The sequence below is a fragment of the Ureibacillus suwonensis genome (assembly GCF_042655065.1).
Classification (GTDB): Bacteria; Bacillota; Bacilli; order Bacillales_A; family Planococcaceae; genus Ureibacillus; species Ureibacillus suwonensis.
Genome location: NZ_JBHSNQ010000068.1, coordinates 1 through 24,419 on the forward strand (window position 1 = coordinate 1; position 24,419 = coordinate 24,419).

Annotated in this window: 24 protein-coding genes and 1 pseudogene; 2 read left to right on the top strand and 23 right to left on the bottom strand. The window is 44.3% G+C overall.

Going from position 1 to position 24,419, the window contains the following annotated elements:
* Positions 1-122: 122 nt before the first annotated feature.
* The 8 genes and pseudogenes from ACFPOH_RS07810 to rlmD all read right to left on the bottom strand — a co-directional run.
* Positions 123-479: pseudogene (locus ACFPOH_RS07810) on the bottom strand (macro domain-containing protein); the annotation flags it as partial.
* Positions 480-491: 12 nt separating this feature from the next.
* A complete protein-coding gene (locus tag ACFPOH_RS07815; RefSeq protein WP_390309338.1) occupies positions 492-1,193 on the bottom strand; it encodes a Sir2 family NAD-dependent protein deacetylase in 702 nt (233 codons plus the stop codon).
* Between the two features lie 3 nt (positions 1,194-1,196).
* Positions 1,197-1,850, bottom strand: coding sequence for a nitroreductase family protein (locus tag ACFPOH_RS07820; protein ID WP_390309339.1), 654 nt, complete (start codon positions 1,848-1,850; stop codon positions 1,197-1,199).
* 9 nt (positions 1,851-1,859) lie between these two features.
* A complete protein-coding gene (locus ACFPOH_RS07825; protein ID WP_390309340.1) occupies positions 1,860-2,789 on the bottom strand; it encodes an aldo/keto reductase in 930 nt (309 codons plus the stop codon).
* 94 nt (positions 2,790-2,883) lie between these two features.
* Positions 2,884-3,330, bottom strand: a complete 447-nt coding sequence (locus ACFPOH_RS07830; RefSeq protein ID WP_161273707.1) for a MarR family winged helix-turn-helix transcriptional regulator — start codon at positions 3,328-3,330, stop codon at positions 2,884-2,886.
* A 144-nt stretch (positions 3,331-3,474) separates the two neighbouring features.
* Positions 3,475-3,840, bottom strand: a complete 366-nt coding sequence (locus ACFPOH_RS07835; RefSeq protein WP_390309341.1) for a nuclear transport factor 2 family protein — start codon at positions 3,838-3,840, stop codon at positions 3,475-3,477.
* Between the two features lie 67 nt (positions 3,841-3,907).
* Entirely contained in the window at positions 3,908-4,222 is a 315-nt protein-coding gene (locus ACFPOH_RS07840; RefSeq protein ID WP_161273706.1) for a TfoX/Sxy family protein, read from the bottom strand.
* Between the two features lie 211 nt (positions 4,223-4,433).
* Positions 4,434-5,804: a 23S rRNA (uracil(1939)-C(5))-methyltransferase RlmD gene (gene rlmD / locus ACFPOH_RS07845; protein ID WP_390309342.1), complete on the bottom strand. Its 1,371-nt coding sequence runs from the start codon at positions 5,802-5,804 to the stop codon at positions 4,434-4,436.
* Between the two features lie 161 nt (positions 5,805-5,965).
* Between rlmD and ACFPOH_RS07850 the strand changes: the two genes are divergently transcribed.
* A complete protein-coding gene (locus tag ACFPOH_RS07850) occupies positions 5,966-6,460 on the top strand; it encodes an HXXEE domain-containing protein (RefSeq protein WP_328215999.1) in 495 nt (164 codons plus the stop codon).
* Between the two features lie 26 nt (positions 6,461-6,486).
* Here the strand turns inward: ACFPOH_RS07850 and cydS are convergent, their stop codons facing one another.
* From cydS to ACFPOH_RS07875, 5 genes are all read right to left on the bottom strand, one after another.
* Entirely contained in the window at positions 6,487-6,597 is a 111-nt protein-coding gene (gene cydS / locus ACFPOH_RS07855; RefSeq protein WP_390309343.1) for a cytochrome bd oxidase small subunit CydS family protein, read from the bottom strand.
* Between the two features lie 11 nt (positions 6,598-6,608).
* Positions 6,609-7,637: a cytochrome d ubiquinol oxidase subunit II gene (locus ACFPOH_RS07860; RefSeq protein WP_342471139.1), complete on the bottom strand. Its 1,029-nt coding sequence runs from the start codon at positions 7,635-7,637 to the stop codon at positions 6,609-6,611.
* Complete coding sequence (locus tag ACFPOH_RS07865) at positions 7,634-8,980, bottom strand: cytochrome ubiquinol oxidase subunit I (protein ID WP_328220076.1); 1,347 nt, start codon at positions 8,978-8,980, stop codon at positions 7,634-7,636. Before ACFPOH_RS07865 ends, ACFPOH_RS07860 begins: the two co-directional genes overlap by 4 nt.
* 204 nt (positions 8,981-9,184) lie before the next feature.
* On the bottom strand, positions 9,185-10,099 hold the full coding sequence (locus ACFPOH_RS07870) for a diacylglycerol kinase (RefSeq protein ID WP_328216001.1): 915 nt from the start codon (positions 10,097-10,099) through the stop codon (positions 9,185-9,187).
* Positions 10,100-10,238: 139 nt separating this feature from the next.
* Positions 10,239-10,802 (bottom strand): thioredoxin family protein, encoded by a 564-nt coding sequence (locus tag ACFPOH_RS07875; RefSeq protein WP_328216002.1) that lies wholly within the window; start codon positions 10,800-10,802, stop codon positions 10,239-10,241.
* Between the two features lie 90 nt (positions 10,803-10,892).
* On the opposite strand from ACFPOH_RS07875, the gene ACFPOH_RS07880 reads away from it, so the two are divergent.
* Complete coding sequence (locus ACFPOH_RS07880) at positions 10,893-11,306, top strand: hypothetical protein (RefSeq protein ID WP_390309344.1); 414 nt, start codon at positions 10,893-10,895, stop codon at positions 11,304-11,306.
* Between the two features lie 53 nt (positions 11,307-11,359).
* Here the strand turns inward: ACFPOH_RS07880 and gatB are convergent, their stop codons facing one another.
* From gatB to ACFPOH_RS07930, 10 genes are all read right to left on the bottom strand, one after another.
* Positions 11,360-12,805 carry an Asp-tRNA(Asn)/Glu-tRNA(Gln) amidotransferase subunit GatB gene (gene gatB, locus ACFPOH_RS07885; RefSeq protein WP_342471135.1) on the bottom strand — a complete coding sequence of 482 codons (1,446 nt, stop codon included), beginning with the start codon at positions 12,803-12,805 and terminating at the stop codon, positions 11,360-11,362.
* 1 nt (position 12,806) lies between these two features.
* Entirely contained in the window at positions 12,807-14,267 is a 1,461-nt protein-coding gene (gatA, locus tag ACFPOH_RS07890) for an Asp-tRNA(Asn)/Glu-tRNA(Gln) amidotransferase subunit GatA (protein ID WP_390309345.1), read from the bottom strand.
* Positions 14,268-14,368: 101 nt separating this feature from the next.
* Positions 14,369-14,662: an Asp-tRNA(Asn)/Glu-tRNA(Gln) amidotransferase subunit GatC gene (gatC, locus tag ACFPOH_RS07895; protein WP_342471132.1), complete on the bottom strand. Its 294-nt coding sequence runs from the start codon at positions 14,660-14,662 to the stop codon at positions 14,369-14,371.
* A 227-nt stretch (positions 14,663-14,889) separates the two neighbouring features.
* A complete protein-coding gene (locus tag ACFPOH_RS07900; RefSeq protein WP_342471131.1) occupies positions 14,890-16,038 on the bottom strand; it encodes a CamS family sex pheromone protein in 1,149 nt (382 codons plus the stop codon).
* A 14-nt stretch (positions 16,039-16,052) separates the two neighbouring features.
* Entirely contained in the window at positions 16,053-18,059 is a 2,007-nt protein-coding gene (gene ligA, locus ACFPOH_RS07905; protein ID WP_390309346.1) for an NAD-dependent DNA ligase LigA, read from the bottom strand.
* 30 nt (positions 18,060-18,089) lie between these two features.
* Positions 18,090-20,327: a DNA helicase PcrA gene (gene pcrA / locus ACFPOH_RS07910; protein WP_390309347.1), complete on the bottom strand. Its 2,238-nt coding sequence runs from the start codon at positions 20,325-20,327 to the stop codon at positions 18,090-18,092.
* 63 nt (positions 20,328-20,390) lie between these two features.
* Entirely contained in the window at positions 20,391-21,083 is a 693-nt protein-coding gene (pcrB, locus tag ACFPOH_RS07915) for a heptaprenylglyceryl phosphate synthase (protein WP_342471128.1), read from the bottom strand.
* A 171-nt stretch (positions 21,084-21,254) separates the two neighbouring features.
* A complete protein-coding gene (locus ACFPOH_RS07920) occupies positions 21,255-21,572 on the bottom strand; it encodes a YerC/YecD family TrpR-related protein (protein WP_141603113.1) in 318 nt (105 codons plus the stop codon).
* 13 nt (positions 21,573-21,585) lie between these two features.
* Positions 21,586-22,638 carry a DUF3048 domain-containing protein gene (locus ACFPOH_RS07925; RefSeq protein ID WP_342471127.1) on the bottom strand — a complete coding sequence of 351 codons (1,053 nt, stop codon included), beginning with the start codon at positions 22,636-22,638 and terminating at the stop codon, positions 21,586-21,588.
* A gap of 17 nt (positions 22,639-22,655) precedes the next feature.
* A complete protein-coding gene (locus tag ACFPOH_RS07930) occupies positions 22,656-24,389 on the bottom strand; it encodes an adenine deaminase C-terminal domain-containing protein (protein ID WP_390309350.1) in 1,734 nt (577 codons plus the stop codon).
* Between the last annotated feature and the right edge of the window lie 30 nt (positions 24,390-24,419).

Consider the following 24,419-nt stretch of genomic DNA (forward strand, 5'->3'; position numbering starts at 1 on the left):
AGGGATTTTTGAGTGTGTGGTTACCTCATAAATACCCTAATTTTAAGGGGGTGGCAAGTTTTTTTTATATAAAACTAGTTATATCAACAAAAACGTAAGTTTTATTAAGTAATTTTTGACAATACGCCTGTAGAAATGGAGGGGAATGCTATGCTGCGTATCCCCTGTTCTTTGGCAACCTGCAGCGAGTTTCTATAACACAATTCCAACAGCTTATCCTCATTCTTTTTTCCGCCATGCCATACCGGACCGACTGTGTGAATCACATACCTGCACGGGAGATTATATGCCTTTGTGATCTTTGCCTCTCCCGTTTTACAGCCATGCAATTTAAAGCATTCAGCCCGAAGTCCCGGTCCCGCAGCCCTGTGGATCGCGCCATCCACTCCGCCTCCTCCGAGCAGGGTGCGATTCGCGGCATTGACAATGGCATCCACACCATGAACTTTTGTTATATCACCCTTAATACATCGTATCATCAATACATCCTCCTATGACAACCCGGCAAAAACCTCATCGCAGGTACTGTGGATATTCAGAAAGGCCGAAGAATCAAACCCTGTCTGTTTCGGATTGATCTGTACGATCTTGGCAGACGGTTTTATGTGATTCCAATATACGCTTCCATAGTTCCCGATTGCGCCTACAATAATGACGAGCTTTGCCTTTCGCGCCCATTCCTGAGCTTTTAGCACATCCTCATTATAGAGCCCAACATGCGCATAAACAGGCCAGCAGGAATATAATCCTCCGCACTCACATCTTGGCGCTTTCCCTTTATTCCAGATATTCACATCATAGTTTCGCTTTCCACATTTAAGACAGGTATTCACGGCAAAGCTTCCCTGTATCTCCGCCACGTTTTTTGAACCGGCGAGACTGTGCAGGTTATCCAGATTTGTCGTGATGATTCCCTGTACCTTACCTTTTTCCTCCAGCTCCGCCAGCTTCTTATGCGACAGGCTGGGACCATTGCCGAATATGGCATCCAGAAAGGAATGTCTGGCAACCCTGTAGTAGTGCTCCGGCGCCATCTTCAGCACGGTTGTGGAGGCAAACTGCAGCGTCTCCGCCAGATTCAAACCGTGCATGCTTGGAATACCGGATGCAACGGAAATACCCGCTCCGGTAATGACCAATGTGAAACGGCTCTCATCGATCATTTGCTGTAATTGTCTGATCTGTTCATCCATAAATCACACCCACTCAAAGTTTTCTTTTCCTGCACCCAGTTCAAAATGATATTTCACAAGGCCGGTATCCACACCGCTGAAGATTCCGTTATCACAGTCAATATGCACGGTACTGCCTTCACCTTTCATGATGAATGCCTGCTTTGCCAGTGCCGTCGGGGCAAGAAGTGCGGCATCCACGCCTTCTTTGAACCAGTCAGGGACATCACCAGCATAGGAACTGACCGCATCTGCCGTTTTCGTTTTATGCGGTACACCCTGCGTCTGTCCGTAACCCACAGCTATAATACCAACCGGAGTTGCTCCTCCTGATTTTTCGGCCGCTCCCTTTCGGTTATAGGTGCCGCCGACCCACCATGTGTTCAGCCCCAGTGTCTGAGCGTAGAGCATCAGATCTGCACCGCAGTATCCAAGGCGCTCATCCGCTCCTTTGGGGCCCGCCATGATGAAGAAATTATTCACGCCTTTGGCAAGGATCAGCTTGATCACACCCGGTACAGCGCTGCCGTCATTGATCATCAGCTTAATGGAAAGACCATACTGCTCATTGTTCTGCGTTACCCGCTCATTCAGCTTTGCCGCAATATCTGCCGGGATCGCTTTATCGGTATATTTCCGCACCATATGGCGTGCTTTCATTGCCTCTTGCAGTGTCATATCTGTCCCTCACTTTCTTGTCATAAAGCGATTGATAATAGCCCCTATCCCTTTTGCCGGAGGAACACTGTCGAGGCGTCGCATCGTGTCTTCATCAAATCGGATATCGCCTACCGCAACATTCTGCTCCAGGTGACCGATCGATGTAGTTCCCGGAATGATGAGCGCATTTTCAGCGTGCTGCAGAATCCATGCCAGCCCCACTTGGGCCGGTGACAGCCCCATCTCTTTTGCGACAGCCTGTACTGTTTTGTCTTCTGTCACCTTCGCAGAACCGGGCAGACCACCGCCAAGAGGAAAATATGGCACCCATGCGATTCCTTCTTTTCTGCACAGATCAAGTATGCTTTCCTGGCTGCGCGACGTAATATTGTACTGATTCTGGACACAGACGATACCGGCAGGCAATGCACTCTCAAGTTCTTTCAGGCTGACCGTAGAAAGCCCGATCGCCTCTATCTTCCCTTCGTCACGCATTTTAATAAGCTCCGCCATCTGGTCGTCAAAATTCACCTTCTGGCTCGGTTTTAAGGGAAACGTTCCCGGTGCGATTCTGCGGAAATTGACGATTCCCAGATGATCCGTCTTAAGGCTCCTGAGATTATCCTCTATCTGCTGTCTGAGTTCCTCCGGCCTCTGTGCGGGTATCATCGGCATAATGCCATTACCGGGCTTTGCGCCGATCTTGGTTACGATTACCGCATCCGGCTCCTTGCCGATTTCATCCGCCAGGCATCTGTTTGTGAACCCGTCCCCATAAAAATCAGCCGTGTCAAAATGATTAACGCCAAGCTCGTAGGCCCTGCGGATCACCGCCCTTGCCTTCGATTCATCCTTCAGTTTCGGCAGCTGCATGGTGCCGTATCCTACACGGGATACTTCTTTACCGCCCATCACGTAGGTTCCGCCCGGTCTGTTGTCCTTTGAAAAATTGCTCATATTAGCTTTCTCCTTTGTTTTTGCTGTTTATTATTTACCCTATTAACAATGGGTTCTATTTTTTGCAGGTCTTTTTCGGCCTGCAATGGGTTTTTTATTCGTTCATCAGATGAAACACCCGCTCCGTCAGTTCAACAAACTTTTTAGAATCCTTTTCTCCCAGCTCCTCAAAAGCATGTGCCACGATGCGGTAGCATTCAAGGAGTTCCTTCATCACATAATCCCTGCCGGAATCTGCAAGCGTCACGATAATGTTTCTGCGATTGTCTTTATCAATTTCCCGGCTAATGAAGCCCTTTTTCTCCAGCGAATTCAATATGGCTGATATGCGTCCCTTTGTACTCTTCATCGCCTCGCTGATCTCAGTAGGCGTTGATGTACCATTGTTAAACAATAGAATCTTTAGTACAAAAATCTCACCTCTGGATACCCGGGTGATCCTTTCAAAGACGCTGAAATTATCGCTTGTCAGTATTTTTTCCAGAATAGCTATGGAATCATTCACATATCCGGGAAGGGATTCATCTAATGGAAATTTCACGATTTTTCTCCTTTCCTTAACTACTGTTTATATTATATACTGTATACTATTCGCCGTCAATACCCTTTGTGAGTTTATTTTGGTATTATCCCCGCCGCCTGTGATGGCAGTGTGGGTGTCGTGATGCATGAGACTCAGAAAGAATTAACCCTCAAACGGATATGTCTTATCCTTTGTCTGGGCAAACTCGCTCCACTTCTTGATCTTGCCGTTTTCTGTCTCTACAATTGAAACACCGTCAAAGGAAAATACGTCTGCTCCTGCGATTTGATATTCGAAATACCACTCTACGACTCCGGTATCTCCCATATCAAAGATTCTCTTCACATCCCACGCTGTAACATCTCCGCCTGCCGTCACCTGCTCAAACCACATCTTGATCTGAGCAAGGCCATTATAGATGGCACCGGTGCTTTCGATATAGACAGCATGCTCTGTAAAAATGTCATCAAGTGCCTGAATATTCTTTTCCTTTGCGGCCTGTAAATATTTTTCTATTAATTCTTGCATGATCTGTTTCCTCCTTTTTTCCGCTCCCCGCCGCCTTTGATGGCAGTGTGGGAGCCTTGGTGTGTTCTTACTTCTTTTTCTTCGGCGCAGGAAGCTCCTCGTACATTTTGTCCAGAAGTTCTCTCAGGAATTCCTTATTCTCAACGTCATCAACGAGCAGCATTTCCTTTGCTCCGTCATACGGCAGTTCTCTATTTGTGTCCGGCATCATAGCCACGGCTGACTTCGTAGGCTTCACAAGAAAGCGGTCATCGTAAATGCCGCCGACCACCTTGCCGCGATAATAGATGATGTATTCTCCCATCATCGCACGATAGGACACCTCGTTCAAATCTGACAGCTGCTCTAATATGAAATCCAAGTATTCTTTGCTCGATGCCATATAACAACTCCTCCAACATCTATCTCGAACACTCAACACCCCTGACATCTAAGCTACAGCTTCAACTATGTGACATCTAATCCGGCAACTCAACTCTCACACTTTTTTGAGCCAAGCTGCCATAGATAAGTTACCACAGAGCGATTGCCGTCTCCACCTGTTCGAAACCACCTAAAGTCTAAAAGTGCCTGAAATCAAGGGACTTTTGAGCTTATTCCACTCCTACCTTTGACATCAATACTACCGTCTCCACGTGTGTCGTCTGCGGGAACATGTCCACCGGTGTAATCTCCACCGTTCTGTATCCCCCGTCTTCCAAAATGCGCAAGTCCCGCGCTAAAGTGGAAGGGTTGCAGGATACATACACCACCCGATTTGGTTTGTATTCGATGATGGTGTTCAGCAATGCCTGGTCGCAGCCTTTGCGCGGCGGGTCGACAACAAGCACATCCGCGCGTTTTCCTTCCTGATACCAACGAGGAATTACTTCTTCCGCAGGTCCAGATTCAAAGTAAGTGTTTGTAAAACCGTTCAGCTCTGCATTGCGTTTTGCGTCCTCAATAGCTTCCTCTACAATTTCAACCCCCATCACTTGTTTTGCTTTTTTTGCTAAAAACAAGGATATTGTTCCGATGCCGCAATAGGCGTCAATCACTGTTTCTTCTCCCGTTAACCCTGCATATTTCAAAGCTTGGTTGTATAATACTTCCGTTTGAATCGGGTTTACTTGGTAAAAGGAGCGGGCAGAGATTTCAAACCTGATGTCGTCGATGGTATCTTCAATCGTTTCCTGACCCCACAGCACAATCGTTTCTTTCCCTAAAATCACATTCGTTTTTTCGCTGTTCACGTTTTGTACGATGGATGTGACATGAGGAATGAGCTTCCGGATCGTTTCCACCGCCGCATCCTTCTGAGGAAATTTGCGTCTTTTTGTAACCAGCACCACCATCACTTCGCCAGTAGCTCGTCCTATCCGCACTACCACATGGCGCAACATTCCCTGGTGGGTCGTTTCGTTGTAAGGCTCGATCCCGATTTTTTCCAACTCTTTTTTCAAATTGGCCATGATGATATCCGCTTCACTCATTTGGATGAGGCAGCGCTCCATATCCACAATGTCATGGGTTCTTGATTTGTAGAATCCCGCAATCGGACCGGACTCACCCATCGCAAACGGAATTTGCGATTTGTTGCGGTAATTCCATGGATGTTCCATTCCTTTAATCGGACGCACCGGCGCATCGATTTTCCCGATGCGTTTCATCACATTGCGGACCATGTTTTCTTTCCAATGCAATTGTCCTTCATAAGATAAATGCTGCAATTGGCAACCGCCGCATTTTCCAAAGTACATGCAAGGCGCTTCCACCCGGTCCGGTGAAGGCTCTTTCAATTCAACAATTTTCGCAAAGCCGTAGCTTTTTAACGTTTTTAATACATGCACTTCCGCGGTTTCTTGAGGCAACGCTCCATGGATAAATAATGGATACCCATCCACTTTCCCCACGCCTAAGCCATCATGGGTCAAATCTTCTATATAAACCGTTACTCGATCATTTTTCTTTACGGGTGCTGTCATTGAGTTCCGTCCTCCATTCCGTTTTTCATTGTCGCACGGATCTTTAATCGAAATCAAACAAATATTATTCTACCTCAAAATAGAATAAGGATATATTGAAATTTCATTTTTTCCGAACCGCTTGTAAAATTGAAGTATCACTATGTATTGGGTGGATGAAGATGGACTTTTATCTTGTCGCATTGTTTTGCATTGCCATTACCCTTCATAATATCGAGGAAGCCATTTGGTTGCCGGAATGGTCACAACAAGCTTCGATGTTTCATAAACCCGTTACCCCGGGTGAATTTCGTTTTGCCGTGACTGTCATTACTATCCTGGCTTATTTATCCGCATTTTATTTTTTCTATAAGCCTGAATCAGAATTGGCCAAATGGGTTTTCATCGGATTTTTGGGTTCCATGATCGTGAATGCGATTTTTCCGCACCTGATTGCAACGATTTTGATGAAACAGTATGCCCCCGGGCTTCTCACAGGATTGTTCCTGAACCTTCCCATCAATACATTCATCATCGTTCGAATGTTCCAAAACCATTATATTACTTGGAAAGAGCTTATCATATCGACCATTGCGGTTGGAAGCCTTCTACTCACCTTGATTCCGTTATTATTTAAAGCGGGCGGAAAAATGGCTTTTTCCCGTGAACCCAAATAAAAAACTCTCGCAGCTTTCGCGAGAGTTTATTTTTCTTCTTCCCTTACCCCTTGATCCAAAGGGGCCGTAAAAAAAGCGACCACCAACGAAAGCAGGACCATCAAAAAAGGGGCCACAAACATCATAAATTCATTCATCGCAAACCCTCCTACGCATGAAAATCTTTTTGGTTCCCCGTCACGTACTCCTTGTTAAACACAAACAACCGGAATATTAAATAGAGGGATGGAATGAGCAGGCAGAGCCCTGCAATAAAGGCAATGACCAACGCGATGGCCATTTCCTGATTCGTGAATCCTTCGTAAATGGTCAAATATGGATACAACAAATACGGATAATGGGAAATGCCGTATGCAAAAAAGGCGAATAGAAACTGAAGAATCAACAATCCGACCGAAAGCCCGAGACCCCGTTTCTTCCACAACAGCCAGACCGTCAACAAAAATAAAATTGCGGAAACGCCAAACATCGGCCAAATGGAAATCATATTTTGGAACCGGTCCGGGTTATGCTCCTGCATTTGAATAATGATCGCCGCCGCCATTAACATTAAGGGACCCGACCATGTGAGTGCGTATTTTCTCATCAGTTCAGAAGCATTCAGATCTTGCGCCTTCCATGCATACCATGTTAAAAACACGGCGGAAATATACAGTACGCTGGCAATGCTTAAGAGAACGATGCTCCACGTCAAAGGGCTTGTGAAAAGCGCCCAATAATCAAGGACAGGGGAGCCGTCAACGATCTCCACAAATCCCCCTTCCGAAATCGTCAGCACGACGGAAAGGGAGGATGGAATCAATAAGCCGGATACCCCATACGCGAAGGCATATCCTTTATGCCCCCTCGACCCGTATGATTCAAAGGCGTAATATGAACCCCTGATCGCCAATAAAATGATCGCAATGCTTACGGGCACCAACAAAACCGTGCCGTAATAAAAGGCGGTTTTGGGAAAGAACCCGACGATGCCGACAAAGAAAAACACCAAAAAAACGTTGGTCACTTCCCATACCGGCGATAAATACCGCTGAATGATGTTCGATAAAATATGGGATCTTCCCGTCAATAAGCTGTACGCATTGAAAAAACCGGCGCCAAAATCAATGGAAGCCACAATGACATATCCGAAAAGAAAAATCCATAACACGATTATTCCCAACACTTCAAGACTCATCGTCCGACCCCTTTCATTTCAGCCATCCGGTCTTCGATTTCCCGCTCAATCGGGTTTAAACGGTACATTCTTCTTAATACAACGACACTTCCAATCCCCAAAACAAGATATAAAATGCAGAATAAAATAAACATCAGATCCACCTGATCGCTTGTCGTCGCGCCTTCCGCTGTCCGCATATATCCCCGTAAAATCCACGGCTGTCTCCCCACTTCCGCGAGCCACCAACCCGCTTCAATGGCGATGATGGTTAATGGCCCGCCCAGAACGGTAACCCATCGGAACCAAGGACGGTGAATAAACCCCCATCCCCTCCATACTCCTGCCACATACAGAACAGACACAAGTATCATTGCCGTTCCAATCAACACCATGAGGTTAAATAAATAATGGATATAAAGCGGCGGAATTTCATCTTCCGGAAAGTCGTTCAGCCCGGTCACTTCCGCCATTGGATTTCCGTAAGCCAAAATGCTCAACAGATAAGGGATTTCAATGGCAAATTTAATATTTTGCTCCTCATCCATGAATCCCATTAAAATGAGAGGAGCCGCTTCTTCCGTTTCAAAATGCCATTCGGCTGCGGCCAATTTTTCCGGTTGATATTCCGCCAAAAACTTTCCTGAAAAGTCGCCGATGACCGCTGTGGCGATGGAGAAAATCAAGCCCATCTTCATCATGAGAAACAGCGATTTTTTATAATAGGGATGATTTGATCCCCTCAACAACCGATAGGCTGCAATGGATGCCAATAAAAAGGCGGAGGTCATGTAGGCGGAAGCTAAAACATGGGCCACTTTCGTCGGCATGGATGGGTTGAACATGGCAACAAGCGGCTGGATGTTCACAAGTTGGCCGCTCACCACTTCAAATCCTTGCGGCGTATTCATAAACGAATTCACGATGGTGATGAAAACGGCGGAAATGGATGCGCCAATGGCAACCGGAACGAGAAGAAGCATATGCTTTTTTTGATTATCAAACCGGTCCCACGTATATAAGTAGATCCCCAAAAAGATCGCCTCAAAGAAGAAAGCGAATGTTTCCATGAACAGCGGCAGTGCAATGACTTGTCCTGCCAGCTGCATAAAATTGGGCCACAACAGGGAAAGCTGCAAACCGATCGCCGTTCCGGTCACCACCCCGACGGCCACCGTGATGACAAATCCCCTCGTAATCCTTCTGGCCAGGAGAATATAATGTTCATCGTTCTTCTTCATCCCAACCCACTGGGCAATCATAATCATTAAAGGCACTCCAACGCCAATCGTTGCGTAAATAATATGAAAGGTTAACGTCAGCTCTGTCAACAACCGGCTCCAAAACACGGCGGACTCGTTCATTCGTGGCACCTCCTAACTGCCGAAGATTCTCCCGATGATGGAAAGAAGCATAATGATGGCAACGCCAAAGGATAAATAAATCAACCATTTTTCCTGCTTTTTATACATTTTCTATGAACCCCTTTCATCCCCAGTTATTTTGCGTCAATAAAAAAAACCTATACAAACGCTTCATAGCATTTGTATAGGTTCTTCCATCGGGAATTACACACGGTCGAGTTCACGGATATTATCAATCGGCACAAACACTTCAATATGCCGTTTCAAGTTTTGGAAAGTGGCCGGCGCTTTTCCTCCCAATTCACCATCCAAATTGATCAGCACTTCTTCATCGGACGTCACTTTCACGATGCTGGCTTTGCGATAAATGACATTCGGGTCGCTTAAATGTTCGCCGCGGAGAGCCGATGTCAGCACTTTGATGAAATCGGCCAAACTGCATTTTTTCAAAATCATCATCGTGAATTTGCCGTCATTGATGCTGGAATCGGGAGCGATTTTTTCAAAACCGCCGACGGAATTCGTAAGGGCGCATAAGAAGGCCATCACTTCCCCTTCGAATATTTCATCATCAATTTCAAAGCGCATGTTGGTCGCTTTGATGGAAGGAAGCATTTCGAGCCCTTTCAAATAGTATGCCAACTGACCCAAAACCGTTTTCATTTTGCTTGGCACTTCATAGGTCAATTCCGTGATGCGTCCACCGGCTGCGATGTTGATGAAATAGCGCTCCTCATTTAATAATCCAACGTCAACCGGGATTGTGTCACCTTTTACAATGACATCAACGGCATCCTCAATTTTTCTCGGGATATGGAGGGCACGGGCGAAATCGTTCGTTGTCCCCATTGGAATGACACCGAGTTTCGGACGATTTTCAAATGGACTGATTCCGGATACGACTTCGTTTAATGTGCCATCCCCGCCTGCTGCAACAACAATATCAAATCCCCGTTCCACCGCTTTTGCGGCTGCCTCCTTTGCATCCCCTGCTCCCGTCGTTGCATGGCAGGAAGTTTCATAGCCGGCCATTTCCAGCTTCTCCAGCACTTCTGGTAAATGCTTTTTGAAAAGTTCTCTGCCTGATGTTGGATTATAAATAATTCTCGCTCTTTTCATATTTTCGCCATCCTATTTTATTATCATTTAATTTATCAACGCTTATGTAATCAGGAAAGTTCCAGGATCAAAAAGAGATTGAACAATAGAAAATTCCCCGTCCAGTGGAAGGGAACTTTTTCTTTCTATCGATGTTTATTTAAGACAACATCTCTATTATAACTTTTTTCATATCTTCATAAACCCATTTCGCGCATTGCGGGTCTTTGACAAATTTCTCCTGCAATGTAGTATACAATTCTTTTTGCTTTTCTTCAAATGTTGGATCATCTTTTTCCGGCAATTTTGCTCTAGCTTCCACCACCATTTGCTGCAGTTCAGGTGCTCTTGGCCCCCATTTTCCAATTACTTGTCCGTTTTGATCGAGAAATAAATAGATTGGAATGGCCCTTCCTCCGTTTGTCAAGTAACGGTCGATCAAGTCTGTGTCTTCATCCCGGTAAACGCAGCGAATGTCTAGTTGGGCAGCTTCGGCAATTTTGCGGATGATCGGGTTATTGAGCATGGCATCCCCGCACCAATCTTCTGTAATGGCTAAAATGTGCGGCTTTTTTTCTTTCAGTAGGGCGATGAGTTCGTCATTTTCATCAATCGGAAAATTGTTGTAGATTTCAAAGCTTCCTTCTTTTAAATTCGTTTTCATTCTGTCCATGTATTCCGCCATGGAAATCCCTTGTTCGAAATATTGTTGTTCTGTTTTCACGTGATAACCCCCTTTTGTTCTATTCTGCATGGAAAGGGAGGGATTGGCAATGTTTTTGATTTTGCAGGAGTTGAGTAGATATATATAAGAGTGAGGATAGTATCCGCACCAAATGTGGTTCCATCCGAACTAATTGCTGTTGTATATGCACTAATTGAGGAAGTAAACGCACGAATTGAAGTTGCATACGCACAAAATATAGGAACAAACGCACGAAACGAAGCAGTATCTGCACCAAATAAGAAGGTACACGCACTAAATAGAGCAGCATCCGCACGAATTAAAGTAGCAAATGCACGAAATGGGTTCTCATCCGCACCAAATGGGAAGATACACGCACTAAATAAAGCAGCATCCGCACGAATTAAAGTAGCAAATGCACGAAATGGGTCCTCATCCGCACGAAATGTGGAAGTAAGCACACTAAATAAAGTGGTCTACGCACGATTTTCAATTCTACAATCCTATCAACTATCAGATAAAGCCCTCATTCAATTCAAATAATGAAAAGCCGCATAAGCCATAACAGCTTATGCGGCGCAGAAAAACCTCTTAACTTATCGTTTATTAATTTCTTCAAGCAATAATTTGTTGACCATTGGCGGGTTGGCTTGTCCTTTAGTCGCTTTCATGATTTGACCTACTAAGAAGCCGATTGCGCGGTCTTTACCGTTTTTGAAGTCTTCGATGGATTGCGGGTTGTTGTCAAGCACTTCTGTAATAATCGGAAGAAGTACGTTTGGATCTGAAATTTGAACCATGCCTTTTTCTTTGACGATTTTTTCAGGGTCTCCACCGTTTTTCACTAATTCATTGAACACTTTCTTCGCAATTTTGGATGAAATTGTGCCGTCTGAAATCAATTTTACTAATCCAGCCAAGTTTTCAGGCGTTAATTTTGTTTCCGTGATTTCCACTTGTTCTGCATTCAAGTATCCGGAAACGTCGCCCATCAACCAGTTGGCGGAAAGTTTTGCATCGGCGCCCAATTTCACCATTTCATCGAAGAAATCTGAAAGTGTTTTGTTCACAACCAATACGTTTGCATCGTATTCAGTTAAGCCAAGTTCTTCGATGTAGCGTTTTTTGCGGGCATCTGGAAGCTCAGGAATGGAAGCTTTTACGCGTTCCAACCATTCATCATCAATCACAAGATGCACTAAGTCCGGTTCTGGGAAGTAGCGGTAGTCTTCCGCTGTTTCTTTGACGCGCATCAAGATCGTTTTGCCTGTTTTTTCATCAAAACGGCGTGTTTCTTGTCTGATTACGCCACCGCTCATTAAGATTTCCGCTTGGCGTTTTTGTTCGTATTCAAGTCCTTTACGAACAAAGTTGAAAGAGTTCAAGTTTTTCAATTCCGTTTTTGTACCGAATTCTTTTTGTCCGTATGGGCGAAGGGAAATGTTCGCATCGCAGCGCAATGAACCTTCTTCCATTTTCACATCGGATACGCCTGTGTATTGGATGATGGATTTTAATTTTTCCAAATATAAGTACGCTTCTTCAGGTGTGCGGATGTCCGGCTCAGAAACGATTTCCAAAAGCGGAGTCCCTTTACGGTTGAAGTCTACAAGGGAGTAGCCATCGCCATGCAACAATTTACCGGCGTCTTCTTCCATATGAAGGCGTGTGATGCCGATCCGTTTTGTATAGCCTGGTTGACCGTCTTTTTCCGGAACTTCGATTTCAATCCATCCATCATAGCCGATTGGTTTATCATATTGGGAAATTTGGTAGCCGCTCGGATTGTCCGGATAGAAATAGTTTTTCCGGTCAAATTTCGTATGTTGGTTGATTTTCATGTTTAAAGCCAAAGCCGCTTTCATTGCGTATTCCACAACGTTTTTATTTAAAACAGGAAGCACTCCCGGATATGCAAGGTCGTAAACTGTTGTATTTGTGTTTGGCTCCGCACCGAATTGGTTTGGTGCAGTCGAGAAAATTTTGGATTCCGTTTTTAATTCAACGTGTACTTCTAGACCAATGACTGTTTCAAAGTTCATATTATTTACCCTCCAATCTAGGAGATTGTTTATGGAAATCTGTTGCTTGTTCAAATGCGTATGCAGCGCGGTATACCGTTTCTTCATCGAAGTGTTTGCCGATGATTTGCAAGCCTAATGGCAAGCCGTTTTCAAATCCGCATGGAATCGAAATTGCAGGTACCCCCGCCAAGTTGATTGGAATTGTTAAAATGTCGTTTGCGTACATTGTTAATGGATCGTCAATGTTTTCGCCGATTTTGAATGCTGGTGTTGGTGTTGTTGGACCAACGATCACATCATAATCTTCAAACACTTTATCGTAGTCTTGTTTGATTAATGTACGGACTTGTTGCGCTTTTTTATAGTAAGCATCATATGTGCCGGCAGACAAAGAGTACGTACCAAGCATGATGCGGCGTTTCACTTCATCGCCAAAGCCTTGGGCGCGTGTTTGTTTGTATAATTCCAACAAGTTTTTCACGCCTTCAGCACGGAAACCGTAGCGGATACCGTCGAAACGGGCAAGGTTGGATGAAGCTTCTGAAGATGACAGGATATAATAAGTCGCCAATGCGTACTTGGAGTGAGGAAGGGATACTTCTTCCACTGTTGCGCCAAGACCTTTGAACACTTCAAGGGCATCCATTACGGATTTGCGTACGCCTTCTTCCACACCTTCTCCCAAGAATTCTTTTGGCACGGCGATGCGCAACCCTTTGATATCACCATCCAATTTGGATGCATAGTTAGGCACTGGCACATCTGCGCTTGTGGAATCGTTAGGGTCCACGCCGGCAATCACTTCAAGCAATAAGGCATTGTCATATACATTGCGGGTGATTGGCCCGATTTGGTCAAGGGAAGATGCGAAGGCAACGGCTCCGAAACGGGAAACACGGCCATATGTCGGTTTCATTCCCACAACGCCACAGAATGCGGCAGGTTGACGGATGGAACCGCCTGTATCTGTACCTAATGCGAATGGCACTTCACCCGCTGCGACACTCGCTGCAGAACCGCCGGAAGAACCGCCTGGCACACGTTCAAGATCCCAAGGGTTTTTTGTCTTTTTATAATAAGAAGTTTCTGTTGAAGAACCCATGGCGAATTCATCCATGTTGAGTTTACCAATTGTGATCATGCCTGCTTCGCGAAGCTTTTTCACCACTGTCGCGTCATAAATCGGGATGAACCCTTCCAAAATTTTAGAAGCGCAAGTCGTTTCAAGGCCTTCCGTCACGATATTGTCTTTAATGCCGATAGGGAGTCCGAACAATGGTCCACGTTCACTCACCGGCACTTGATCTTTTTCATTTGCTTCTTCAAGTGCTTTTTCTTTGTTTAGGGCAAGAAACGCTTGTACATCTCCATCGACTTCTTCGATTCTTTTATAGGTTTCATTGATCAAATCGACAATTTTAAATTCACCTTTATGTAAACCTTCTTGTAATTCTTTCGATGAACGTTCTAACAACGTCATGAAGTTCCCTCCTTTAATATGGGTATCGATAAAATTGGAAAATACAAGCATCTATTTTTACAAACACAAAAATAATGGCCGCTGCCATTAAACAATCGAATTTATTCTTCTAAAATTGGCGGAACTTTGATTAAGCCATTTTCATGTTCTTTTACATTCAACAGCACTTTTTCAAGCTCCAATCCTTTTTTGGCCACGTCTTCACGCATTACGTTCACGATTGGTAACACATGGGAAGTTGGCTCCACATCTGTTGTATCCAATTCATTTAATGTTTCTACATATTCCGTAATTTTCCCGAGCTGTTCAGTGAACTTTTCCGCTTCTTCCTCGGAGATTGCCAAACGAGCCAAGTGGGCAATGTGCTTTACTTCTTCCTTCGTCAATTTTGCCATTGATTACACCTCCACATTTCATAAACCTGGCAATAATAATACCATTTTTCGATTGAAAAATCACACGTTTATTGGAAAATCCCATAATAATACGATTACTTTTCAATTATCTCCAAAAAAAGCATATTTTCAAACACTTCTTCAAATAAATTCAAACAATTTGAAACAGTGTTACGTCATCCGCAACACTGTTTCCCATCACATTTGATTCATTTTTGGCGCCAATTTCAGTAATCATAAATGTGTACAAAAGGCTCTTTTTCATTTCGATCTTTTATGATCACCGCTTCCGGACCGTTGATGGATGTAACGCTTACTTCAATATCAACACTATCCGGGAATCTTTTCATAATAACGCCTGTCAAATATTGAGTAAAGCCGATAATCTCTGTCGTGCCATAAAATTGGATCGGCACCTCAACCGACAATTTGACCAGCTGATTATTTTGATAAAACCCTTTGCCTATCACATTTGTATAGTTGGAAAAATATTTTAGAATATCTTGTTTAAAGTTCAGGAATTTCGTATTCGTATCCCGGTAGATGTCTTCCGGCGTTGACATAGGGAAGGTCACGTATTTTTCATTGATTCCAACCCAATCTCCCAAATCACTTTTTCCCGGCTTTGCCACGCTGTAGGCAAAATAAGTTCCAGGAACAATGGAATTGCGGGCTTCCTGTTTAAATAAAGCGACTAAGATTGGCACATCCTGCAATTCTGTACGGGCACGCAAGCGGCGGACCACTTCCTCCGCCATTTCTTTCCCTTTTTTCTCCAACTCCGCTTGAGGAATTGGTTCATCATACCATTCGCCGTATTGTTCTTTTTGATAATAATATATGGAATTCAGCGCGAGGCCAATGGAGATCCCTCCAAGGGCCACTTTATTGTCGCTCGTTTTCTTTAAGTAGTTTTGTTCAATAATATGCGCTAAATAAATTGGCGCTTCTTTTGCCCGTTTTTCAGGATCCATGCCGTCTTCCGCCGGAGGATTCAATCCTTCTTCATTTTTATTGCTCCGTGACAGCCAATTGGTTACCGTTTCACTGTCCAAATATTGGCCTTCTTGGAAATAGTAGCTGTCGGTGCTGTATTCGTTTTGCGAAATGCGCATTAATCCTTCTTCCGCTTCTTTAATGTCGTATTTCGTATAAATATTGGACACGACAAGGCCACGGGCTGCGCTCTCTTTATATGGTATGAGCGTTTTATAATAACTTTCGTCTAACTGCATTTTTGGGATGATTGTCGTTTCAACTTCTGCTTCAGATTTTTGATTTGGTCCAACCACTTCCGTATCTTCCCGAACGGAAGGTACACAACCTGCAAGCATTGCAACAACGACCATCGCCGGTATCCAGCGAAATCGGTTCATTGCCTGAATCCCCTTTACTCTTCTAATTGTTCAATAAAGCGATTTTCGTCCCAAACTTCTATTCCCAGTTCCTGCGCTTTTGTCAATTTTGAGCCTGCATCGGCTCCCGCAATGACAAGATCCGTCTTTTTGCTTACGCTTCCTGTCACTTTACCACCTAACTCTTCTATTTTCGCCTTTGCTTCGTTGCGTGTCAATCGTTCCAATTTTCCTGTCAATACGACCGTTTTTCCGGCAAACGGGCTATCCGCTATTGCTGTGCTGGCTTTTTTGCCTTTGTATGTCATGTTGACGCCGGCTTCTTTCAACCGGGCAATCAATTGTCTCGCTTCCTCTTTTTTGAAATAGGAAACCACCGATTGGGCTATTTTTTCGCCGATTTCATGGATGGCCACCAATTCTTCTTCTGTTGCCTCCATGATGCGGTCCATTGTTTCGAATTCCTCCGCAATGAGTTTTGCCGCTTTTTCGCCGACATGGCGTATGCCGAGGCCGAATAATAAACGCTCCAATGAATTTTCTTTTGAACGTTCAATGGCATTGACCAGATTGGTTGCGGAAAGCTGTCCCATCCGATCCAATTTGGTCAGCTCGTCCACTTTTAAAAAGTAAAGATCCGCCACATCCCGAATATAGTTTTCTTTTAATAGCAATTCCGTAATTTTATCCCCTAAGCCGTCGATATTCATCGCATTTCTGGAAGCGAAATGTTTAATGCCTTCCGCAATTTGCGCAGGGCATGCAGGGTTCACACAGCGGATCGCCACTTCATCATCAATGCGGATCAGTCCGCTTCCACAGGCAGGGCAAGTTTTTGGCATTTCATAAGGAACGGTGCCTTCCGGGCGCTGTTCCAAAATGACACGGACCACTTCCGGAATGATATCGCCCGCTTTATGAACGATTACGGTATCCCCGATTCGGATGTCTTTTTCGCGAATCAAATCTTCATTATGAAGGGAAGCCCGGCTGACAGTCGAACCGGCCAGTTTTACCGGCTCCAAAATCGCTGTTGGCGTCACAACTCCCGTACGGCCAACTGTCCAGTCAATATGAAGCACTTTTGTGATGGCTTCTTCCGCAGGGAATTTATAAGCGATCGCCCAGCGCGGACTTTTTACGGTCGTTCCCAGTTCTTCCTGGTGGGCAAATCGGTTCACTTTCACGACAATGCCATCGATTTCATAAGGCAAGTTTGGACGTTCGGTTGTCCACTTTTTAATAAACGCCAAAACATCATCAATTGTTTCACAAAGCGTCCGTTCTTTATTAACGCGGAAACCGAGGGATTCCAAGTAATCGAGCATTTCCGCGTGGCTGTCAATTCCGTATGCTTCCCCGTCTCCGCCGATTCCGTAAATAAAGGTCGCCAAGTTCCGTGAAGCGGTGATTTTTGAATCCAATTGGCGAAGGGAACCGGCAGCGGCATTGCGGGGATTGGCAAAAAGGTCTTCGCCATTTTCTTCCCGCTCCATATTCAATTCCAGAAAAGACCTTTTCGGCATGTAGGCTTCCCCGCGCACTTCGATTGTTACAGGCTCTTTTAATCGCAACGGGATATCTTTGATAGTTTTTAAATTCACCGTGATGTCTTCGCCCACTGTTCCATCGCCGCGGGTAGCGCCTTGTACAAAAATGCCGTTTTCATATCTTAATGAAATGGCGAGGCCGTCGATTTTCAGCTCACACACATAGTTGTATTTGTCGCCAATGGCCTGGCGGATTTTCCGGTCAAAATCCCGCAAATCTTCTTCGTTAAAAGCGTTGGATAAACTCAACATCGGGTATCTGTGGGTCACTTTATTGAACCCTTCAAGCGGTTTTCCCCCGACTCGCTGTGTTGGGGAATCGGGATAAATGAGTTCCGGGTGCTCCTTTTCAATCGCCATCAATTCTTGCATCAGCTGGTCATAGACGGCGTCCGGCACCAATGGATTATCCAACACATAGTACGCATGGGCATATTCATGCAACAATTTATTCAATTCAGCGACGCGTTTTTCAAGGTCTTTATCTTTCATCGTCATCCTCCACAATTTGCGAAATGTTCTCTAAGCTTTTGTAATTGGGGCAAATTTGGCCAAAAGCCGCTTGATTCCTTTATCCGGAAAAGCGATATCCAATTCCAAATCATCGCCTTCCCCTTTTACGCTGACGACAACGCCTGTACCCCATTTCCCGTGAATGGCTTTGTCTCCCACTTTCCATTGCATTTGCTCGCCGCCTGTCCGTTGAGGTGTGGCGAATTTCGCTTTCGGTTGGACGTTCATTCGGGCATTATTGGAAGTTTTCTTCTGTCCAAATGGCAATCTGTCTTCCCTGTATTCAAAACTGAAGGATTTGGCATCCAGGATGTCCTCTGAAATTTCATCAATGAAACGGGAAGGCGGGTTGGAATTCGGACGTCCAAAAAGGGTGCGGAAAGAGGCGCAAGTCAAATATAGCCGTTCTTCTGCCCGCGTGATTCCCACATAGGCCAAGCGCCGTTCTTCTTCCAACTCCTCTTTGACACCAATGGAACGGGAATGCGGGAAGATATTTTCTTCCATTCCGATGATGAATACGACCGGAAACTCCAAGCCCTTTGCCGAGTGCATCGTCATCAAGACAATGCTTTCATTTGAATTGTTTTCTTCATCCAGTGAATCGATATCCGCGATCAAAGCAAGATCCGTTAGAAAAGTGACAAGGGATTTATCTTCGCTTCTTTCTTCAAAGGCTTTTGTCACGGATAAAAACTCTTCCAGGTTTTCCAGTCTGCTTTGGGATTCGATCGTGTTTTCCTTCTCGAGCATTGCCCGGTATCCGGACTTTTCAATAACTTCTTCCACCAATTCGGTCACGGATAAATAATCCTGCATTTTCGAAAATCCTTCAATCAAATTGCGGAAGTTTTCAAGGGCGTTCATTGCCCGCGGCGTCAAACCAATGGAAGAAACCTCATAAAGCGCTTTAAAAATGGATAGATCATTTTCAATGGCATATGTGGCAATCTTTTCAAAAGTGGATGCTCCAATGTTCCGTTTCGGTTCATTGATGATGCGGGCCAATGATAGATCATCGTCATTGTTCGCAATGAGACGCAAATAGGCAAGCAGGTCCTTGATTTCTTTCCGATCGTAGAATTTCGTGCCGCCGACGATCATATATTGCAAATTCGATTTCACTAACACTTCTTCCATTGCACGGGATTGAGCATTTGTGCGGTAGAGGATGGCGAAATCCTTTAACGTGCGCCCTTCCGTTTCCATCAATTCTTTGATTGTTTTCACGACGAATTGCGCTTCATCCCGTTCATCGCGGGCTGTATAAAATACGATTTTTTCTCCTGTTGGATTTTCTGTACGCAGCACTTTCGGATAGCGGCTTTCGTTGTTGGAAATGACATCATTGGCCGCCTGCAAAATCCGTTTGGTGGAACGGTAGTTTTGTTCCAGCAAAATCACTTTGGCATTCGGATAGTCTTTTTCAAAGGATAAAATGTTCCGAATGTCCGCACCGCGCCAACGATAAATGGACTGGTCGGAATCCCCTACAACACAGATGTTTTTAAATTTCGATGCGAGCATTTTGACCAGCTTGTATTGGGAGTGGTTCGTATCTTGATACTCATCGACATGAATATACTGGAATTTATTTTGATAATATTCAAGAACATCCGGCACTCTCTCAAACAGTGTAATCGTCATGATAATTAAATCATCGAAATCGAGGGACTGGTTTTTCCGAAGGGTTTTTTCATACGCTTCATACACTTCCCCCGCCATTTTTTCGAATGGGTTGAATGGATTCGCATTCTTTTTATATTGTTCCGCTGTGATACATTCATTTTTGGCGGAACTGATGGCAGATAAAACGGATCTTGGATCATATTGTTTCGTATCAATATTGAGTTGTTTAAAGACGTTTTTAATGGCCGTCAACTGGTCGGAAGCATCGAGAATGGAGAAGTTTTTGGAAATGCCGATGCGATCAATATGTCTTCTCAAAATGCGCACGCACATGGAGTGGAAAGTGGAAACCCACATGTTTTCGGATATGCCGCTGCCAAGAAGTGCATCAATCCGCTCCCGCATTTCCCTTGCTGCTTTATTCGTAAAAGTGATCGCCAAAATATTGGATGGATACACTTGTTTTTCTACAATCAAGTATGCAATCCGGTGGGTCAATACCCTTGTTTTCCCCGAACCTGCACCAGCCATGATGAGAAGGGGGCCTTCTGTCGTTTTGACCGCTTCCTGTTGTTGTGGATTCATTCCGTTCAATAAATTTTTTGTCAACTGTTCCATGGTGCACCTCACTATACCAAACGTTTGTTCTATTATACTACAATGCCATTATTTTCGCATCGGTCACTTTGACAAGCTTTTCACTGCCTCCACTGTTTTCAAGGCTTCTTTCAAATCTTCATAAATGACATTTCCAACAACGACCGTGTCAGCAAATTGGGCCATTTCTTCCGCCTGGGCCGCCGATTTGATGCCGCCGCCGTAAAATAATCGCGCGTCCTCCAGCACTTCCTTGACGGCTTTGACGATTTCTACATCCCCATATGTACCGCTGTATTCCAAATAAAAGATGGGCAGTTTAAAGTAATTTTCCGCAAGTCTTGCATAAGCAATGACGTCCTCTTTCGATAAATTGGCATCGGCTTCCGTTGCCCCTGCCGCTTTGCAATCCGGGTTCAATATAACATAGCCTTCCGCGATCAGCTCGTCCCAAACCATGATGTCTCCGTATTCTTTGATGGCAGCATGATGCAAATCTTTTACCCATTTTGTATTCGTGCTGTTTAATACGGTTGGAATCAGATAATAGTCAAATCCGGGCGTGATGGATTCGATCGTGGATATTTCCAATGCGACCGGTACAGAATATCTTCTAATCCGGACAAGCTGTTCGAGCACGTTATCCAACGTCACATCATCCGTTCCGCCAACGATGATGACATCTGTGCCGGATTCGCATACCTTTTCCAAATCTTCATCCGAAAGTTCTTTCGATGGATCAATTTTAAATGCATGTCTCCAATGTTTAAAATCCATAAAGGTCTCACCTATTCCTAATCATATTCTGTGCTTATTAGTATATCTCAAAGTTGTACTTTCCGAAATTCACAACTTCATCATCCACAAAAGCGGACAGATTTTTCATCGGCGTGGATGCACAAAAAAGTTGCCTTCGCTTTTGAAGCGTAAGACAACCTGATTAAGGGTTTATTTTTTTGGTTCATATGGTTTTTCATCGGGATATAAACGGCTCAACATTTCCTCATATGCGTCGTTGCCATAATCGAAACAGCGGCGCACCCGGGAAATGGTTGCCGTGGAAGCCCCTGTTTCCTTTTTGATTGTTTCATACGTTTTTTTCAATCTCAACAGGTGGGCCACTTCAAATCGTTGAGCCATCGACTGGATTTCGCTGATTGTGCATAAATCATCAAAAAATCTATAACATTCTTCAAGGTCCCGTAGTTCCAATATTGCTCTGAATAGTTGATCTGTCTGAGGACCACGAATTTTATCAACCTGCATTTTCATCACCCTTTCAACTTTGCTGGTCAGAAGCTGTGTAAGTTACAGAAGCATCGATTCCTGGATTTGTTGGAACAAAATGAATCCATGTATGACCTGGTACAAATTTCACTTCACTGCCGTCGCTTTCCACCGCCGTTAAAACGCCATCCTTGTTTTCCCATCGAACGACCCGCATCATCCCCTGTTGGAAGAGATATGCGCTTCCGCCCGAATAAATATCGATGTCACGGCGGCCTTTATCGTCAATCACCGTATGCGCCATTTCAAATATTAATACATTGGATACCTTCACCGGTTCTCCAGTCAATAAATCCGTCGTCACTGTCCCACCGGAAGAACGGGTATAAGTGTTGCTGGCAGAATCATAGGTATAGCTGCTGTTAAAGTTTTCATTCCTGCCGTAACGGACTTGTATTTTGTCTGCTTGCACACCGGTTTTAGGACTTTCTTCTTTATCATAATAAGTATACGATACTTTTTTCTGATAGAGAAGTGAAGCGTTCACTTTTTCCGCCGCAGCTTCCAAATTGTCGGTAATAAAATAGGAGTTATGCGGTGCCACCCGATCTTTGGAGCGCTTGAAGAATGAGCCATCGTAATACATTCCGTTGATGTTGTCCACCATGCCGCTCTCAAGCATCCGCTTTGCTTCAGGGCTGAAACCATGGGCAATGTAGAAGGCGTCAAGTCCTTCCGCCAGTTCAACGAAGTAGGAGCGGGCACTTCGGATTGGACCGATTTTCTCAGGAAATTCCGATTGGTACAGTGCCAAAAATCTTGTTACATCCCCTTCCGCAAGCATCTCATAAACGACATCCGCACTTGCTATGCCGGATTGGGGACGGGCAGCGGGGTGATTATTGATTGTCGCAAGAACAGGTCTCATTGTGATCTCTTCTGAAAGCATTTCTCCCGTGAATGGCGCCGGATACAATTCTTCCGTTTCTTCTTCAATTGGTTCAACCGGTTCCTCTGAATCTTCTATGCTTTTTTCTTTATCTCCACATGCCGCAAGCAGCGAAATGCTGGCGAAAACACAAAACAACGCTTTTTTTGAAATCATGCTTTTCATCCTTTCAGCTAGCGCATCACAGAAGGAATCATAACCTCTTTTTTCATGACGTCAAAAATTCCCTTTTGTGTGATGCGAATATAAGGTAAATGGGTTGATTCTAAAAAGAATAATGTATAAATCGCATCGGTATGCTTATATCCTCTTTCTCTTAAGGCAGCTTTCAGCGCGGCTTCTTTTTCGATCAACTCTTCCATGTTCCCGATATAGAAGTTTCCGGCGCCGGCCAATGGGAGCGACACAATCACTTCATTGTTTTCTGTGAGGACAATACCGCCCTTCATCTTTTTCATTTCGTGAAAGGCTTTTATGATATCCTGCTTATTTTTTCCGATTAAAACGATGTCTCCGGTATTGGGATGTGAAGAAGCAAACCCTCTTACATTCTTTGCAAAGCCTTTCAGCATCGTATTAATTCGCCATTTACCCTTCCGATCTATTAAAATCAATAAACTCTCATCGGAATCAGGAGAAAGTTCATTTTTGTGCAATGGGAAATTGACGGAATAAGGTTTTGTAATCACATCGTTCACTAATTCAATTCCAATTGGCGTTGATAATTGGAAATCATCATCGGTTAAATCGAAGCCGATTTCAAGTGGTTCAAAATACTGATTCCAATCGATTTCCGGCAAAGACTGCACTTTTTGTCCTTCTTTTTTCAACCAAACTCCTTTGGATAATACCGATTCAGGATTTGGATGGAATTCATCCGTCAAAATGTTCAACGTGGCAAATCTGCCTGTCGCAATCATGCCGTGCAAGTGGGATAAATTATAATATCTTGCAATATTGTAGGTCGCCATGTTATACGCATCAATCGGATCGACTCCGGTATCGAGCGCCTGCCGGATGCACATGTCCATCACGCCATCACGATGGAAAACAGGGGTTGAGCCATCTGTTGTCATCATGAGATGGTCGAATATATTTAGCTTTTTCTCCAAGATCCCTTTTAATAGATTTGGAAGATCAGGACGGATGGAGGAATATCTTAAAGTGACCCCATAGCCATGTAAAATGCGTTTTTCCACATCCTCTGCCGTCATTGCTTCATGATCGCCGTCCGCTCCAAGAAGCTTCATTCTCACAAGGGTTTTTTCCGAAGCGCCCGGAAAATGCCCTTCAATTTTTTTCCCTTTTTTCTTCGATGACTGGATCCAATAGAGCATCTGGTCGTCGCCGCGCAACAGGCGGGGCCATCCTGTCAATTCCCCGCCAAGCAATACGTCGTCCCTTTCAATCCATTCAAAAATCGATTTATTTGTAAAAATCTGATCTTCATTTTCCATTTCCGTTTGCGAATCGTAGCGGGTCCACCAGTAAAAAGCAAATGGATATTTACTCAGCTCATCCAACAGTGAAAACGTTTTCTTGGTCGGGAGTTGTAAAGCAAAGTGCTGGTTGTCGCTGATAAACATCGTTGTCCCAAATTGGGCTGCATAATCTGCAAACGACACCGGATTATACAGTTGGAATGGGTGAACATGCGGTTCAATATAACCTGGTACAACCGTCTTTCCTTCCAAATCGATCACTTCGGCTTCAGATACGTTTTCCGGCATTTCTTTTCCCACATAAATAATCCGGCTCCCTAATATCCAAATATTTCCATATAACCATTGTTTTAACACACTATGTATGTATCGTGCATTTTTCAAAACGATTGCTGGCGATTTTTTTCCTTCGATGACTGCAACTTGATCGCGGATTTCTTGTATTTTCCAAAACGATTGTGGCATTTGTTACACTCCCTTCTATTATATATAAAT